We start from the raw sequence: 14435 nt of genomic DNA, 5'->3' as shown, positions 1-14435 counted from the left end.
GGTCGACGACCGCGGCGCGACGCTTTTAGGGTCGCCGTGCCAACCACCGGCATGGTTCAATCGCCGGCGGTACACCCCGAGGTCCGGGAGACGGCGCGGCAGATCGCGGAGATGGAGACCCGGGGCGCGGCGACGATCGCCGACGAGGCGGCGGCCGCGCTGGGCGCCCAGGCCGCCGAATCCGATGCGGACGATCCCGAAGCGTTCAGGACCGAGATGCGCACCGCCGCGCGCGAACTACACGACACCCGCCCGACGGCGGTCAGCCTTCCGAACGCCCTCCGGTACGTCCTGACCGGCATGGAGGGCGAGTCCGTGGCCGCCCTCAAACGGTCCGTCGAACGACGGGTCGACGAGTTCCGTGCGGACCTCGAGGACGCCCAGGAGCAACTGGGCCGTATCGGGGCCGGGCGGCTCCGCGACGGGGACGTGGTGATGACGCACTGCCACTCCACGGACGCGCTGGCCTGCGTCGAGGCCGCCGTCGAGCGCGGGACCGAGGTCGAGGCGGTCGTCAAGGAGACCCGACCCAGGAATCAGGGCCACATCACCGCCAAGCGGCTCCGCGAACTCGGCGTGCCGGTCACCCTGATCGTCGACAACGCGGCCCACCGCTACATGGACGACGTCGACCACCTGCTGGTCGGCGCCGACAGCATCGCCGCCGACGGGTCGGTCGTCAACAAGATCGGCACCGCCGGCCTGGCCGTCTCGGCGCGCGACCGCGGCGTCCCGGTGATGGTCGCCGCCCAGTCGATCAAGCTCCACCCGAAGACGCTGACCGGCGGCGCCGTCGAGATCGAGGAGCGCGACGACGTGGAGGTCATCACCGAGGACGATCGCGCCGACATCGGCGAGATCGAGGTCGCCAACCCGGCCTTCGACGTGACGCCGCCGCGGCACGTCGACGCCATCGTCACCGAACGCGGGCAGTTCCCGCCGGAGAGCGTCGTCGTGCTGATGCGGGAGCTCTTCGGCGAGAGCGTCGAGGAGCCCTGGACGGAGTAGTCAGAGCGTGTCCGGGACCTCGACCTCGTCCGGGTGGGGCATCCAGAAGTAGTCGAAGGCGATGCCGAGCGTCAGCGGCAGCAGGATGGTGACGCCGACGACCGTGGCGGGGCTGCCGAGGTTCGGCCCGAAGACCTGCCCCAGCACCAGCGTCACGACCGTCAGCACGACCGGGGTGAGCAGCAGCGTGTACAGCGCCCCGCCCCACCGCGTCTCCAGCCGGACCCGGAACACCCGGGTGCAGACCGCCGCGATGCCCGTGTTGAGGCCGACGAGGACGAGCAGCCCCGCGGCTTCGAACAGGGTGACCATGTCGACCGGTTGGTCGCCCGGGCCCTTTGCTCCGTCGTTCCAGGCCGGTGCGACCGCTACGAGTAGTCACTCCAGACAGACGTACGTCTTCGTGTCGCTCACCTCGTCGAAGCTCCGGATCCGCGTCGCCACGGCGTTGATGACGTCGTAGACCTCCTCGTCGGCGGCCTCGACGATGACGTCGAAGTCGCCGGCGACGACGTTGGCCTCGACGACCTGCTCCAGGCCGCGGATCCGCTCCAGCAACTCCTCGGCGTGTCCCGTGTCCGCCTTGACCATGATGAACGCACGAACCATGGTAGCACTTCGCAGAGACCTGCGAAAAAACTTTCCCGGGACGGGACCCGGTGCCGACGCCGCGACGCGGACGACCCCCGCCGGGCCGTCGGCGGTCTGCCCGGGACCGGATTGTGCTACGGAGTAACATTATTGGGGCCGGTCGTCGTAGGGCACTGCATGAGATTCGTTATCGTCGGTGCCGGCCGGGTCGGGATGCGGACGGCGCGGGTGCTCCGCGACGAGGGCCACGACGTCGTCCTGGTGGAACCGGACGAACCGAAGGTCGAACGGCTCGAGGAGGAGGGCTTCGAGGTCGTCCACGGCGACGGCGGCGACGAGGAGACGCTGCTAGACCTGGGTCTCGACGACGCCGACGGCCTCGCCGCGGTCTCCGGGGACCTCGTCACCAACTTCGTCGCCTGCATGATCGCGAAGGCCCACGACTGCCGGACCGTCCTCCGGGTCGACGACGACTACCGCGAGTACGTCGTCCGGAAGTACGCCTCCGACGTCGACGAGGTCATCTATCCCGAGCGGCTGGGCGCCATCGCCGCGAAGAACGCCCTCGTCGGCGGGAACGTCCGCGCCGTCGCCGACATCGCCTACAACCTCCAGCTCGTCGAGCTGACGGTCACCCCGGACTCGCCGATGCGCGGGTACACCCTCTCGGAGCTGGAGCTCCCCGCTGACTCGCGGGTCCTCGCGTTCGGCAAGGACGACGGGCCGCTGCGGCTCCCGGACGCGGACGTCTCGCTGGCCGCCGGCGACCGCCTCGTCGTCATCGCGGACTTCAGCGTCCTCCAGGACGTCGAACAGATCATCGTGGGTGAATCAGGCCAGGCCGTCGCGAGGGGAGGTGTCTGAGGATGGTCGTCGCCTACATCATGGTGAAGGCCCACACCGGCGACGCCGACCGCCTGCGGGACGAGACCGAGACCGTCGACGGCGTCGTCTCGGCGCACATCGTCGCCGGCGACGTCGACATCATCGCGAAGGTCGACGTCGACTCCCCGGCCGACGTCAAGGACATCGCCAAGTCCATCCGCGACCTCGACGGCGTCGAGAACACCCAGACGTACATCGCGATGGGGTAGCCGCCGCGACACGCTTTTTCCCGACTGCGCCCTAGGCGGCGTATGCTCCACATCCGGGGGTCCGCTCGCGGCACCGAGCTGACGGGGACGCTGTTCGAACCCGGCGAGGACCCGCCGGCGTTCCGCGGCGCGCCCGACGACGACGCCCCCTACGTCTGGGTCTGCGACGCCTTCTACGAGGTCGAGAGCGGCGGGCAGACCCAGCGGCTCGGCGACCGCGAGGTCCAGGTCGCCTTCGAGTCGCCCATGCCGCGGGGCTTCGAGACCCGCGAGGCCGCCGTCGAGGCGGCGACGGACCACGTCCGCACCCAGTTCGTCCGCGTCGGCGTCCCCGGCGAGGAGGTGACCGTCGAGGTCGCCGAGGTGGCGGAGGGGGCCTCCGGGACCGACGCCTGAGTCAGGCGACGAGCCCCCAGCGCTCGTCGTCGTAGCTGCGGTCGCGCTCGGCGTCGAAGCGGTCCTCGATGGCCCGCCCCAGCGCCGCCTTCTCCTCGCGGCTGATGCGCGCCAGCTCGTCGGCCTTCTCGACGGCCAGCGGCGGGCCGCGCTCGTGGGCGACGTCCCGGAGCAGCTGCATCGTCAGGGCCTCCCGCAGCTCCGCGTCGCGGGTGAACACCGCCGGCGCCTCGACGCGGAACACCAGGTCGTCGCGGGGGTCGTAGATACAGCAGAACGTCACCTCGTAGTCCTCGGGGTCGCGCTCGCGGTCGATGCCGAGCGCGTCGCCGTCGATCGACAGCGGCTCGTCGACGCCGCACCGGGAGACGAACCAGTTGGTGAACGTCAGGTGGTCGGTCAGCCGCTCGTCCTCGTCGTCGGTCCGCTCGAGGACGCGCCGGAAGAACGCGGCGTCGTTCACCCAGGGCGCCCGCTCCTTGTTCCGGACGGCGCGGGTGATGGCCTTCGAGGCGCTGTTCTTCACGAAGCCGACGAGCGGGACGCCGCGGTCGGCGAAGGTCTCCACGAGGTCGATGTAGCCGGCGACCACGTCCCGCGGGCGCTCCTCCTCGACGAGCAGGTCCGCCAGCTCCGGGTGGCGGTCCGACCACGCGAGCAGGCCCTTCGGGTAGATGGGCCCGTCGAGGATCAGCAGGTCGTCGACCACGTCGGCGTTGGTCCGGGCGTGTTCGACCTCCGCGAGATAGAGGGAGAGCGCGTGGACGACGGCCTCCTCGTAGCGGTTGACGTGCGGCGCCTGGAGGATCCGGCCGCGGGAGTAGCCCCCGTCGAAGACGGTCCAGTCCTCCTCTTCGCAGTCGACGGTCGCGTCGTTGGAGTGGACGGTGGCGACGACGGTCCGCCCGCGGTGGAGGTCCAGGTCCGAGGGGACGGCGGCCATCGCCGCCTGTGCCACGTCGAGGACGAGGCCGTTCGTGAACGTCGTCGGGTTGATGGTCCCGGAGTCCAGGCCGTGCTGGGTGGGGAACGGCGCCTCCTGCAGCGCCGCGTCCTCGAGGTCGACTCGGCGGCGCCGCAGTTCGCCGAGGGGCTCGACGACGCGGCGGCCGTCGTACCACAGCGGGTCCAGGAACTCCTCGAACACCGTGTCGGCGAAGGCCTCATGGTCGGTGGCGTCGACGCGCTGGCTGATGCGGCCCGCCATCTGGGCGATGCCGTCGAAGTGCACCGGGTCGAGGGTCATGGTTGGTCTGGGTCGCTCCCCCGCTTAAAGGATTGGCCGCGGGACGGCGACCGAGCCGCGGGGGCGGTCGTCGCCCGGTCGTCGTGACTCCGTCACCGCTTTGCCTTCCGGGCCTGCCCACCCGGTATGAGCGACCTTCGACTCCGCGTGGCCGCGCCCGACGACGCGGCGGCGGTCGCCGACATCTACCGCCCGTACGTCGAGGAGACGGCGGTCACCTTCGAGGAGGCGCCGCCGGACGCGGCGGACGTGTCGGACCGCATCGAGACGAAGCTCGAGACGTTCCCCTGGTTCGTCGCCGAACGCGACGGCCGGGTCGTTGGCTACGCGTACGCGAGCAAGCTCCGCGACCGGCCCGCCTACCGCTGGAGCGCCGAGCTATCGGTGTACGTCGACGGCGAGGACCGCGGCTCGGGCGTCGGCTCGGCGCTGTACCGCGCGCTCCTGGCGACCCTCGAGCAACAGGGCTTCGAGAGCGCCTACGGCGTCGTCACGGTGCCGAACCCCGAGAGCGTGGGCTTCCACGAGTCGTTCGGCTTCGAGCGGGTCGCGCTGTTCCCGGAAGTCGGGTACAAACTCGGCGAGTGGCACGACGTCGCCTGGTACGAGCACGCCCTCGGCGAACGGAGCGACGACCCCGACGACCCGACGCCGTTCGGGGAGTGCCGCGAGGCGCCGTGGCTCCGGGACGTCCTCTCGTCGGTCGCGGACGGCGCGGATTCCGCCGGATAACCGACGGGATTCCGGCAGTCGGCCGTGACTCCGGTAGGGTTTTGCACGTGGCGCGGGAACCTGCTGACGAATGATAGCGCGGCTGGCGAGACAGTTGGGGAAGGAGGAACGGGACCTCCAGGTGTTGGAGGCCGTCCTGGAGCACCAGCCGATCGGCATCACCCGCATCGCCCGGGAGACGGACATCGACGAGCACAAGGCTCGGTACTCCCTCCGGATGCTGGAGAACGACGGGCTGATCGAGCCGACGCCGGACGGCGCCGTCGCGACGGACGACGTCGAAGAGCGGGTCCGGGAGATCAACGACGGGCTCGACGACCTGATCGACCAGATGGAGTCGCTGAAGGACCTCGACGGCTAGCGGCCGTGCGAGGGGCCCCGTCGACGCCCGAACCGGAACACTCGAAACCGTCCAAACCGTACCAGCGGATATGTCCTCGACCGTGACCGACTCGAAGCTCCCCCAGTGGGTAGCGGGGGTCCTGCTCGTCGCGGGCACCGTCTCCCTCGCCGGCATCGGCGACGGAGTGCTGAACAACGCCGGGTACCCGGCGCTCGGAGCGTTCTTCTGGGTCGTCTGCTACGCCACCGCGATGGTGGTGGTCTGGCTCGTCTGGCTTCGCCACATCGACTTCACGGGGGCAGCGGACTCCTAACGGAACCATTAAGACCGAAACACCGCGATAGCCCACAAGGATGTTCGAGATCCCGTTGCAAATCATCGACGACTTCCTGAGGAGTTACACCGTGGGCCACGCGCTCCTTCTCGTCTTCCTGCTGGCGGTCGTCGGCGGGTTCGCCGTCAACCGCTCGATGAAGGTGCTCGGTCTCCAGCTGTCGCTGTTCGGTGTGCTCTTCGTCCTCACGCCCAGCACCACGATGCCCGTCTGGATGCTGTACTTGGGCGTCGGGCTCGCTGTCGTCGGGCCGGTCGTCTTCGTCGCCGCCGAGGACTGACGGCGCGTCCGGTCCGCCGCCACTCCCGGCTGGTCGAACCCCTCTCTACTCCGCAGCGTACTTCTCTTCCGTTCCACCCGTCGCGATTCCGTTCCTTCGGTACTCTCCCGCCGACGAGCTACTCCCCGCCGACGATGTCCTCGTAGCGCGCGCCCGTCTGCTTCAACGTCCCCGTCGAGTAGAGCCGCTCGTGGTCGAACGGGAGGTGGTCGGACGCGAGTTCGTCGATCTTCTCGTCGACGGCCGCCGGGTCGCGGCCGTGGATCATCGTAAAGAGGTTGTACGGCCACCCCTGCTCGGGGCGGCGCGGCCGGTGATAGCAGAGCGTCACGAACGGGAGTTCGCCCGCGCCCTCGCCGCGGGCGTCGAGTTCGTCGTCCGGGACGTCCCAGACGACCATGCAGTTGGCGTCGAAGCCGGTGACGACGTGGTTGACGACGCAGCCGATACGCTTGATGCAGCCCTGCTCGCGGAGCCGCTCGACGGCTGCAAGGACGTCGTCGACCGGCGCCTCGACCGCTTCGGCGACGTCGCGGTACGGCGTCTCCGACAGCGGGAAGCCGCCCTGGATCTCCAGCAGGAGCCGCCGGTCGAGGGCCGAGAGGTCGGCGGCCGCCGTCTCGGCGATGCGCGTGGCGGTCACCGTCGTCTGGTCGACGGATTCTCTCGCAAAACGGTCCCCGTTGACCACGGGGAACTCCAGGTCGATGTAGAAGTCCGTCAGCATCGGAAGGTTCAGCACCTCGCAGCCGGTCCGCGCCTCGATGTCGGCGAGGATCTCGTCGCGTGTCGCCAGCGACCCGGCGGTGACGACGAACCACATGTTCCACTCGTGGTCCCGGCGGTAGTTGTGGTTGACCTGCCGGTAGGAGTTGACCACCTCGGCGACCTCGTCGAACCGGCCCTCGGGAGCCTGGACGGCCGCGAGCGTCGACGCGCCGATCACCGGCGGGTTGAGGACGGGGCCGAACCGCCGGAAGAGCCCGTCGTCGCGGAGCCGCTGGACGCGGGCCAGGGCGTCGGCTTCGTCGACGCCGAGGTCCTCGGCCACCCGGCGGAACGGGCGCTCCTCGATCGGGAACCCGGACTGGTAGCCGTCGATAAGCGCCGCGTCCACCTCGTCGAGCCCGGCCCGCCAGTCGCCCGTCACGGTCATTACCCCCGATATAGGCCAGGGAAGGGTATCGCTTTCGCTCTCCGTTCGGGTCGTCCCTCGCCTCGCTCCGAGGAAGCGATTCACAGTGGCCTCGACCCGTCCGGCCCCGTACGGACGTCTACTTCCGGCTCGCGGATTCGGGCGGGCCGACAGCGAACCGTTCTTGTGCGAGGCGACTGAACGCACGGACATGTCACAGACCACCGAGACGTACGGCGAGTGGCCCCTCAAGCGGCTCATGACCGAGGTGGTGGGCTCGGGGCACAAGTCCGCCGACGACATGACCCGCGAGCAGGCCAGAGAGGCGTTCCGCCGCATCCTCGACGACCAGCCGGACCCGACGACGCTCGGCGCCTTCTGGCTGGCGAACCGCTGGAAGCGGAACACCCCCGAGGAGCTCGCCGCCTACGTCGACGTCATGGACGAGGGCGTCGAGTCGGCCGCGCCGGACTGCGACCCCGTCGACTGCGGCGCCAACTACGACGGCAAGGGCCGCAGCGCCATCTTCGGCGTCGCCGCGGGGCTCGTCGCCGCGGCCGCGGGCACGCCCGTCGTCGTCCACTCCGGCGACCGCGTCCCCACCCAGAAGCAGGACGCCTACAAGCACGTCCTCGACGACCTCGGCGTCCGGACCGACCTCGCCCCCGACGAGTCGGCCGCGATGACCGACGAGGTCGGCTTCGGCTTCTACTACCAGCCGAACTTCGCCCCGGGGGTCGACGCGCTCGCGGACCGCCGCGACCAGATGGGCGTCCGGACCTTCGTCAACACCATCGAGACGCTCGCCAACCCCGCCGAGGCGTCGACACACCTCGGCTCGTTCTACCACCTCCCCTACGCGAAGCGCATCATCGACACCTTCCAGGCCAGCGAGACGGCCGACGTGGAGCGCGTCGTCATGTTCCAGGGGATGGAGGGGTACGACGACGTCCGGCCCGGGTCGACGAAGGTCGCCGTCTGGAACCAGGGGTCGGAGATGGAGGACTTCGACATCGAGACCCCCGAGTACGGCATGGACTTCGAAGCGGAGGACCTCCACGTCAACGAGGTGGCCGCCCAGTCGGCCCAGATCACCGAGGAGGTGCTGACCGGCGCCCGCGACGACGAGTTCGCCGACGCCGTCGCCGTCAACGCCGCGCTCCGCATCTACGCCGGCGAGGGCGCCGACGACATCGAGGGCGGTCTCGAGCAGGCTCGCGAGGCGCTGGAGAGCGGCGCTGCCGAGGAACGACTCGAGGCGCTGCGGGAGTTCTGACCGTTCGGCGGCCGTCGGAGCGCGGCCAGTCAGCCCTCGTCCGTATCGTCGAGCAGGTCTTCCGCTCGCTGCTGTAACGACCCGTCGAGGCGGTCCCCCTCGACGAGGTTCTCGAGCATCGAGTCGCACTGCGGCGTGGCGAGCGCCCGGAGCGCGCGCTGCCGGATGTCGGAGCCCAGGTCGTCGTTCGCGGCGATGTCGGCGAGTTCGTCGCACTCGTTGGCCGTCTTCAGTTCGTCGATGGCGTCCTCGCGGTCCGCCTTGCTGGCCGAACTGTCCACGGCGAGGTCGACGCACTCCTGGGGGGTTCGAGAACTCATGCGAACACCTTCGAACGCGCGCCCAATAATCGCTGATACCAGTTTGCTGTGAGCCGCGTCGGCTCCCGCCGGCGAGGGCCGCGCGGTCAGCCCTCGTAGCCGGCGTAGTTCATCAGGTCCGCGAAGATGGCGGAGTCCATGACCTCCTCGTAGACGATGGCGCCGACCATCCCGCCGGGGTAGCTGTTGCCGTTCATCGCGTGGCTGACCTTGTGGCAGTGCATCAGGTAGATGCCCGGGTCGGCGTCGGCCTCGAACTCGATGGTCCGCCGCTGGGCCGGCGCGACGTCGACGATGTCCTGCTCGTGCTGGGCGGCGTCGGGGACCGGCGCGCCGTCCTTCTCGACGACCCGGAACCGGTGGTTGTGGGTGTGCATCGGGTGGTTCATGTAGCCGTTGTTGGCGAGGTGGATGCGCACCGTGTCGCCCTGCGAGACGATGACCGGGGAGCCGTCCTCGGGGTGGAGCGTCCGCGGCGCCGAGCGGCCGTTGATCGTGAAGACGTCGGGGTTGCGCTGCCGGGGGCTGTAGGAGACGTCCTCGCCGGCGATCTGGCGGTTGAGCCGGGAGTCCCAGTCCTTCAGCGTCATGAACACCTCGGTGTCGGCCGGCTCGTACCCCTCCGGGTCGACCCGGAAGATACCGTACATCCCCATGTCGATGTGCCGGTGGGTCTGGTAGTGGCAGTGGTAGAGGTGGGTGCCGGGCACGTTCGCGGGGATCTGGTAGGTGTGCTCCTCGCCGGGCATCACGGTGATGCCGGTCGTGGTGGGGACGCCGTCGTTCTCCCAGGTCTTCCGGACGCCGTGGAAGTGCAGCGTGTGCGGCATGCTGGCGTCGGTGTTGTCCAGCGTCACCTCGATGTCCTCGCCCTCGGTCGTCCGGATTATGGGACCGGGGACGCTCGGGGTGCGATCGTCGGCCTGGAACGCCCACACCTGCGGGAGTTCGACGGGGCCGCCCATCTTCTCGCCGGGGTGGACGGGAAGCTTGGAGGTGACAGACCGGAGGGTCACCTGGTTGTCCTGTTCGGTGACGTCGACGACCTCCGGGGCGCCGGCCAGCGGGAGGTCGTTCGCGGTGGACTGGCTGGCGGGCTGTCGGTTGGCCGTTCCCTGGTATCCGGTCGCACAGCCGGCGAGGCTGGCGATGCCGACCGTACCGGTCGCCTTGGCGAAGTCGCGACGCGAGAGATCCGTACCGGGGGCGCCGATGTTGGGGCTCATTACAGTCGGTGGTAGGAGAGACGGACGTAAACCCCCCTACGCAGCGTCCCAGCGAGTGAGACACGGCGAAAGCGGTGACGCGGAATCGAAAGAGAAGATTCGGTTGGCCCGGCTCAGACGCCGCGGCCCTGGAGGCGCTCCTCCTCGGGCATCGTCTCGTTGGCCTGGCCCTTCATGCCGCGGCCGATGCCCTTCGCGATGTCGCGCAGCGTCTCGGGGTCGTCGTAGTTGTTGACGGCCTCGACGATGGCGGTGCCCATCGCCTCGGGGTCCTCGGCGCCGAAGATGCCGGAGCCGACGAAGATGCCGTCACACCCCAGCTGCATCATCAGCGCGGCGTCGGCGGGCGTCGCGATGCCGCCGGCCGCGAAGTTGACGACGGGTAGCCGGCCCATCTCGGCGGTCTCGTGGACGAGGTCGGCCGGAGCTTCGTTCTTCCGGGCCCACTCCTCGCGCTCCTCGTGGGCCATGCCCTCGAGCGTGCGGATGGCCCGCTTGATGGCCCGCTGGTGAGTGACCGCCTGGTTGACGTCGCCGGTGCCGGCCTCGCCCTTGGTGCGGATCATCGCCGCGCCCTCGTCGATGCGGCGCAGCGCCTCGCCGAGGTTCCGGGCGCCGCAGACGAACGGCGCGGTGAAGCCGCGCTTGTCGATGTGGTAGCGGTCGTCGGCGGGCGTCAGCACCTCGGACTCGTCGATCATGTCGGCGCCGGTGGCCTCCAGGATCTGGGCCTCGGCGGTGTGGCCGATGCGGCACTTGCCCATCACGGGGATGGAGACCTCGTCGATGATCTCCTCGAGCGCCCCGGGGTCGGCCATCCGGGCGACGCCGCCGCGCTTGCGGATGTCCGCGGGGACGGCCTCCAGGGACATCACGGCGACGGCGCCGGCGTCCTCGGCGACGCGGGCCTGCTCGCGGGTGACGACGTCCATGATGACGCCGCCCTTCTGCATCTTGGCGAAACCGCGCTTGACGAGGTCCGTCCCGCGACGGAGGTCCTCGAGGTCCGTTTCGGTCATACCCCGGCTTTGGAAACGGACGTACTTAATGCGCTTGTTTCTCGGGGCCGGGTGCGGCCCGGACGGCGGCAGCCGACGCGTTGGCCGTCGGCGAGCGGGACCCCGGGGCGTTTTTGTAGTCGGCCGCGGAGGTGGTCGACATGGACATCCGCGGGCTCTTCGAGTCGGACGTCCCGCGCGAGGACCTCCCGTGGTACGTCGCCCCGCTGCCGGCGCCGCTGGAGAACCTCGGGCTGAACCTCGCGTGGCTCGTCGTCGCCGTCAACCTCGGCGGCACCGCCTTCGGCTTCTACTACTACTCTCTCCAGTTCCTCGAGACGCCCGTCGAGATGTGGCCGTTCGTCCCCGACAGCCCGATGGCGACGCTGCTCATCGCGCTCGCGCTGGCCGCCTGGAAGCTCGGTCGCACCCAGGAGTGGCTCGTCGCCTTGGCGTTCTTCGGGAACGTGATCCTCGGCGGCTGGACGGTCTACGTCCACCTCGCCTTCTGGGACTCGTTCGGCTACCTCCACCCGCTGATGCGGCAGTTCCTCATCTGGAGCCACGCCGCGATGGTCGTCCAGGCGTTCCTCCTCCACCGGATCGCCGACTTCTCGCCGGCGGCCGTCGGCGTCGCCACGCTGTGGTACACCGTCGACACCGTCGTCGACTACTTCGTCCCCGTCCGCGGCGACCTCCACCACACCACCCTCCCCATCGTGCGGGGCGAGGAGATGTACCTGGGGGCGACCGCCCTCGGCGTCGCGACGACCGGCGCCGTCGTGCTGCTGGTCGTCGCCATCTACCTCGCGATGCTCACCCACGTCGAGAAACGGCGCGCCGGACGCCTCGAACGTCCGGGCTGACAGTCACCCGCAGTCACGACCGGCTCGAGTGAATCCGACGACAGGAGACGAGCCAGGGCTCGGCGACCTGATTCCGGTGGTGTAACTATCGGCGTAAAAACACCGATTTAACCACCGGAAAGCCGTACCCGCCGCTATGGGGTCGAACTGGCTGACGACGGACGACCGGGACCGCATCGAGAACTACCTGTCGAAGCCGGCCCACGAGCGCCGCATCGAGGACCTCGTGCCCGACGACGACGTTCCCGACCGACCGTAGGCCACGCGGGAGCCGGACCCTCTTGTAAGTCGGTCTCCAACAGTACGGTATGAGCCACGGCACCGCGCCCGCCGAGACGTGGACGGACGACCGCGACTGGACCCACCAGGTCCGGAAGGTCGGCGGCGTCGACCTCCACTACGTCACGGCCGGCCCGGAGGATGCCGACCCTATCGTCCTGCTGCACGGCTTCCCGGAGTGCTGGTGGGCGTGGCGCCGCCACGTCGACCCACTGGCCGAGGACTACAGGGTCGTCGTCCCCGACATGCGGGGGTACAACCGCTCGGAGAAGCCCTTCGAGGTCGAGCAGTACCGCCTCGAGCGACTGGTCGACGACGTCGCCGGGCTGATCGCCGCGGAGGGGCACGACAGCGCCCACGTCGTCGGCCACGACTGGGGCGGCGTCGTCGGCTTCGCGACCGCGCTCCGCCGCCCCGAGCGCCTCGACCGACTGGTCGTGATGAACGCGCCGTACCCGGGCGCCTTCGAGGACCAGCTCACCGTCCGGCAGGCGATGCGGTCGTGGTACGCCGGCTTCTTCCAGCTGCCGGCGGTCCCCGAGCGGGTGCTGTCGGCGCGGGACTTCGCGCTGCTGGAGCGGCTGTTCCGCGAGACGCCCACCGTCGAGGGCGCCTACACGGACGACGACGTCCGACGGTACAAGCGGGCCTGGCGGCGCGACCGGGCCGTCCGGTCGATGGTCGACTACTACCGGGCGTTCGCCCGCGAGCACGTCCGGGAACTGTGGCGCGGCCGCTGGCGTGCGGGCCGTCGCGTCCGGGCGGAGACGCTGCTGCTGTGGGGCGAGAACGACCGCGCGCTCGGCCGACACATCCCGTCCGTCGTCGAGGACGAACTCGGGTCCGCGACGGTCGAGTACTACCCCGAGGCGAGCCACTGGATTCACGCGGAGTACCCGGAGCGGACGACCGTGGACGTCAGGTCGTTCCTCGCCCGATGACGACGACCTCGCGGAGGTCGAGTGCGGTCTCGAACTCCTGACGGCGGTCGATGTCGGTCCCCAGGCGGGAGAGGTGCTCCTCGTGGGCGCGGCGGACGCCGCGCCACTCCCGGTCGTCGAGGCCGAGGTCCTCGCCGAGGTCGGCCCAGTGGCCCTCCTCGACGAAGAAGACCGTCTGGTCGTCGTCCTCGTGGATGCACTCGTAGCGCCGGCCGTACTCGGGCAGCCGCGCGCCGAGGTGCGCCTGCACGCGGTCGACGAGGTCGGGCAGGCGCTCGCCGGAGACCGACGCCTTCGCGGCGGCGAGGACCAGCGCGTTCCCGTCGATGGGGCCGCCCGCCATCAGCCACCCGCCCGCATCGCCTTCCGGGCGAAGGCCTCGACGAGCGGTTCCAGCGTCTCGCCGTCCCCCTCGAAGTCGACGGTCACCTCCGTGAGCTCGATGGACCCGGCGACGGGGACCGTCTCCTGGGAGAGCGTCGCGGTCCACCCGTCGCCCTCGACGCGGTACTCGTCGGTCCCGTCGGCGACGTCGTCCGACCCGGCGCGCTCGCCGCCGAGGTTCTCGAGGTACTGGACGGCCAGCCGCCGCGAGATGCCGCGGAACTGCCGGGTCTCCCGCATCTACCCACCCGCGACCGGCGGGAAGACGCTCAGCCGGTCGCCGTCCGCCAGGGCGGTCTCGGTGCCGTCGATGTGGACCACCTCGCGGCCGTTCTTCAGGATGGACAGCTGCGGCCGGATGTCGCCGTCGTGGTCGAGGATCTCGCCGACCAGCTCCGGGTACTCCGCCTCGATGGCCGCGAGGACGTCGCCGACGGTCGCGCCCTCGTCGAACTCGCGGTCGACGACCTTCTGGCCGACGGCCTCCCGGAACGTCGCGAAGAACCGCAGTTCCAGCTCCATCGTCCCCTCCTGGCCGGCCCCGCTCATAGGTCCGAGAGCCGGACGCCGTCCTCGACGAGGCGGGCGTTCCGCTCGCGGTCGAGCTGTGCGGCCAGCCAGTCGTGTTCGTACAGCTGGGCGATCAGGTCGGCGTAGAGGTTCCGCCAGGCGATGGCGAAGATGGGCGACTGCCCCCACGCCCGGAGTTCCGGGACGAACTCGTCGAAGCGCTCGCCGCGGGCCTCGAAGTGCTCGATGACGTCGAGGACCTTCCCCGCCGCCTCCGCGTCGTCGTCGACGTCGGCGACGAGGTCGTTGACGCGCTGTTCGTACCCCTCGACGGCCCGCCGCATGTCCCGGGCCGCGCCGGAGTCGTCCTCCGGCAGCGAGTCGAGGAGGGGTTCCGGGACGCCGAGCGTGATCTCGTCCATGGGACGTGGTGGCGCTACGCGACCAAAAAGGTGGGCGCAGTCCCGCCGGGGTGG

General features: G+C 70.1%; 23 protein-coding genes. 12 read left to right on the top strand and 11 right to left on the bottom strand.

Annotated features, from left to right (window positions below; translation table 11 throughout):
- Window positions 1–51: 51 nt before the first annotated feature.
- Window positions 52–1008, top strand: a complete 957-nt coding sequence (locus HWV07_RS18135; RefSeq protein WP_178335674.1) for a ribose 1,5-bisphosphate isomerase — start codon at window positions 52–54, stop codon at window positions 1006–1008.
- On the opposite strand, the gene HWV07_RS18130 is transcribed toward HWV07_RS18135, so the two are convergent.
- A complete protein-coding gene (locus HWV07_RS18130) occupies window positions 1009–1320 on the bottom strand; it encodes a DUF7991 family protein (RefSeq protein WP_178335673.1) in 312 nt (103 codons plus the stop codon). It abuts the gene before it with no gap.
- 66 nt (window positions 1321–1386) lie between these two features.
- Window positions 1387–1617 carry an Lrp/AsnC ligand binding domain-containing protein gene (locus HWV07_RS18125; RefSeq protein WP_178335672.1) on the bottom strand — a complete coding sequence of 77 codons (231 nt, stop codon included), beginning with the start codon at window positions 1615–1617 and terminating at the stop codon, window positions 1387–1389.
- 159 nt (window positions 1618–1776) lie between these two features.
- On the opposite strand from HWV07_RS18125, the gene HWV07_RS18120 reads away from it, so the two are divergent.
- Genes HWV07_RS18120 through HWV07_RS18110 form a run of 3 tightly spaced genes read left to right on the top strand, consistent with a single transcriptional unit; the run spans window position 1777 to window position 3089 of the window.
- The gene (locus HWV07_RS18120) at window positions 1777–2463 is read left to right on the top strand and encodes a potassium channel family protein (RefSeq protein WP_178335671.1); all 687 of its coding nucleotides are present in this window, start codon (window positions 1777–1779) and stop codon (window positions 2461–2463) included.
- A gap of 2 nt (window positions 2464–2465) precedes the next feature.
- Window positions 2466–2693 (top strand): Lrp/AsnC family transcriptional regulator, encoded by a 228-nt coding sequence (locus tag HWV07_RS18115; protein ID WP_178335670.1) that lies wholly within the window; start codon window positions 2466–2468, stop codon window positions 2691–2693.
- Between the two features lie 42 nt (window positions 2694–2735).
- The gene (locus HWV07_RS18110; RefSeq protein ID WP_178335669.1) at window positions 2736–3089 is read left to right on the top strand and encodes a DUF7113 family protein; all 354 of its coding nucleotides are present in this window, start codon (window positions 2736–2738) and stop codon (window positions 3087–3089) included.
- Between the two features lies 1 nt (window position 3090).
- Here the strand turns inward: HWV07_RS18110 and HWV07_RS18105 are convergent, their stop codons facing one another.
- Window positions 3091–4335 carry a DNA double-strand break repair nuclease NurA gene (locus HWV07_RS18105; protein ID WP_178335668.1) on the bottom strand — a complete coding sequence of 415 codons (1245 nt, stop codon included), beginning with the start codon at window positions 4333–4335 and terminating at the stop codon, window positions 3091–3093.
- Window positions 4336–4461: 126 nt separating this feature from the next.
- On the opposite strand from HWV07_RS18105, the gene HWV07_RS18100 reads away from it, so the two are divergent.
- The 4 genes from HWV07_RS18100 (at window position 4462) to HWV07_RS18085 (ending at window position 6024) form a co-directional block, all read left to right on the top strand.
- Window positions 4462–5067, top strand: a complete 606-nt coding sequence (locus HWV07_RS18100; RefSeq protein WP_178335667.1) for an arsinothricin resistance N-acetyltransferase ArsN1 family B — start codon at window positions 4462–4464, stop codon at window positions 5065–5067.
- Between the two features lie 70 nt (window positions 5068–5137).
- Window positions 5138–5428 carry a helix-turn-helix domain-containing protein gene (locus HWV07_RS18095; RefSeq protein ID WP_178335666.1) on the top strand — a complete coding sequence of 97 codons (291 nt, stop codon included), beginning with the start codon at window positions 5138–5140 and terminating at the stop codon, window positions 5426–5428.
- 70 nt (window positions 5429–5498) lie between these two features.
- A complete protein-coding gene (locus HWV07_RS18090) occupies window positions 5499–5723 on the top strand; it encodes a DUF7996 family protein (RefSeq protein WP_178335665.1) in 225 nt (74 codons plus the stop codon).
- 40 nt (window positions 5724–5763) lie between these two features.
- On the top strand, window positions 5764–6024 hold the full coding sequence (locus HWV07_RS18085; RefSeq protein ID WP_178335664.1) for a DUF8006 family protein: 261 nt from the start codon (window positions 5764–5766) through the stop codon (window positions 6022–6024).
- Window positions 6025–6142: 118 nt separating this feature from the next.
- On the opposite strand, the gene ahbB is transcribed toward HWV07_RS18085, so the two are convergent.
- Window positions 6143–7180 (bottom strand): siroheme decarboxylase subunit beta, encoded by a 1038-nt coding sequence (ahbB, locus tag HWV07_RS18080; RefSeq protein WP_178335663.1) that lies wholly within the window; start codon window positions 7178–7180, stop codon window positions 6143–6145.
- Window positions 7181–7370: 190 nt separating this feature from the next.
- Between ahbB and HWV07_RS18075 the strand changes: the two genes are divergently transcribed.
- The gene (locus tag HWV07_RS18075) at window positions 7371–8435 is read left to right on the top strand and encodes an anthranilate phosphoribosyltransferase (protein ID WP_178335662.1); all 1065 of its coding nucleotides are present in this window, start codon (window positions 7371–7373) and stop codon (window positions 8433–8435) included.
- 29 nt (window positions 8436–8464) lie between these two features.
- Here HWV07_RS18075 and HWV07_RS18070 read toward each other — a convergent pair whose 3' ends face one another.
- The 3 genes from HWV07_RS18070 to pdxS all read right to left on the bottom strand — a co-directional run bounded on the left by HWV07_RS18070 (window position 8465) and on the right by pdxS (window position 11000).
- Window positions 8465–8755, bottom strand: a complete 291-nt coding sequence (locus tag HWV07_RS18070) for a hypothetical protein (RefSeq protein WP_178335661.1) — start codon at window positions 8753–8755, stop codon at window positions 8465–8467.
- An 86-nt stretch (window positions 8756–8841) separates the two neighbouring features.
- Window positions 8842–9981, bottom strand: a complete 1140-nt coding sequence (locus HWV07_RS18065; protein ID WP_178335660.1) for a multicopper oxidase domain-containing protein — start codon at window positions 9979–9981, stop codon at window positions 8842–8844.
- 113 nt (window positions 9982–10094) lie between these two features.
- Complete coding sequence (pdxS, locus tag HWV07_RS18060; protein ID WP_178335659.1) at window positions 10095–11000, bottom strand: pyridoxal 5'-phosphate synthase lyase subunit PdxS; 906 nt, start codon at window positions 10998–11000, stop codon at window positions 10095–10097.
- Window positions 11001–11140: 140 nt separating this feature from the next.
- Between pdxS and HWV07_RS18055 the strand changes: the two genes are divergently transcribed.
- The 3 genes from HWV07_RS18055 to HWV07_RS18050 all read left to right on the top strand — a co-directional run bounded on the left by HWV07_RS18055 (window position 11141) and on the right by HWV07_RS18050 (window position 13065).
- Window positions 11141–11845 carry a DUF1405 domain-containing protein gene (locus tag HWV07_RS18055; protein WP_178335658.1) on the top strand — a complete coding sequence of 235 codons (705 nt, stop codon included), beginning with the start codon at window positions 11141–11143 and terminating at the stop codon, window positions 11843–11845.
- 136 nt (window positions 11846–11981) lie between these two features.
- Window positions 11982–12104, top strand: a complete 123-nt coding sequence (locus tag HWV07_RS20000) for a hypothetical protein (RefSeq protein ID WP_281362316.1) — start codon at window positions 11982–11984, stop codon at window positions 12102–12104.
- 49 nt (window positions 12105–12153) lie between these two features.
- Window positions 12154–13065, top strand: coding sequence for an alpha/beta fold hydrolase (locus HWV07_RS18050; RefSeq protein ID WP_178335657.1), 912 nt, complete (start codon window positions 12154–12156; stop codon window positions 13063–13065).
- On the opposite strand, the gene HWV07_RS18045 is transcribed toward HWV07_RS18050, so the two are convergent.
- Genes HWV07_RS18045 through HWV07_RS18030 form a run of 4 tightly spaced genes read right to left on the bottom strand, consistent with a single transcriptional unit; the run spans window position 13043 to window position 14381 of the window.
- Complete coding sequence (locus tag HWV07_RS18045; protein WP_178335656.1) at window positions 13043–13408, bottom strand: DUF8048 family protein; 366 nt, start codon at window positions 13406–13408, stop codon at window positions 13043–13045. The two genes, HWV07_RS18050 and HWV07_RS18045, sit on opposite strands and share 23 nt — an antisense overlap.
- Window positions 13408–13689, bottom strand: a complete 282-nt coding sequence (locus HWV07_RS18040) for a MoaD-like domain-containing protein (RefSeq protein WP_178335655.1) — start codon at window positions 13687–13689, stop codon at window positions 13408–13410. Before HWV07_RS18040 ends, HWV07_RS18045 begins: the two co-directional genes overlap by 1 nt.
- Window positions 13690–13971 carry a ubiquitin-like small modifier protein 1 gene (locus HWV07_RS18035; RefSeq protein WP_178336099.1) on the bottom strand — a complete coding sequence of 94 codons (282 nt, stop codon included), beginning with the start codon at window positions 13969–13971 and terminating at the stop codon, window positions 13690–13692.
- A 23-nt stretch (window positions 13972–13994) separates the two neighbouring features.
- Window positions 13995–14381 carry a DUF7971 family protein gene (locus HWV07_RS18030; RefSeq protein ID WP_178335654.1) on the bottom strand — a complete coding sequence of 129 codons (387 nt, stop codon included), beginning with the start codon at window positions 14379–14381 and terminating at the stop codon, window positions 13995–13997.
- Window positions 14382–14435 lie beyond the last annotated feature (54 nt).

The sequence above is a fragment of the Natronomonas salina genome, assembly GCF_013391105.1.
Classification (GTDB): Archaea; Halobacteriota; Halobacteria; order Halobacteriales; family Haloarculaceae; genus Natronomonas; species Natronomonas salina.
This window is presented reverse-complemented; position numbering and strand designations above follow the sequence as displayed.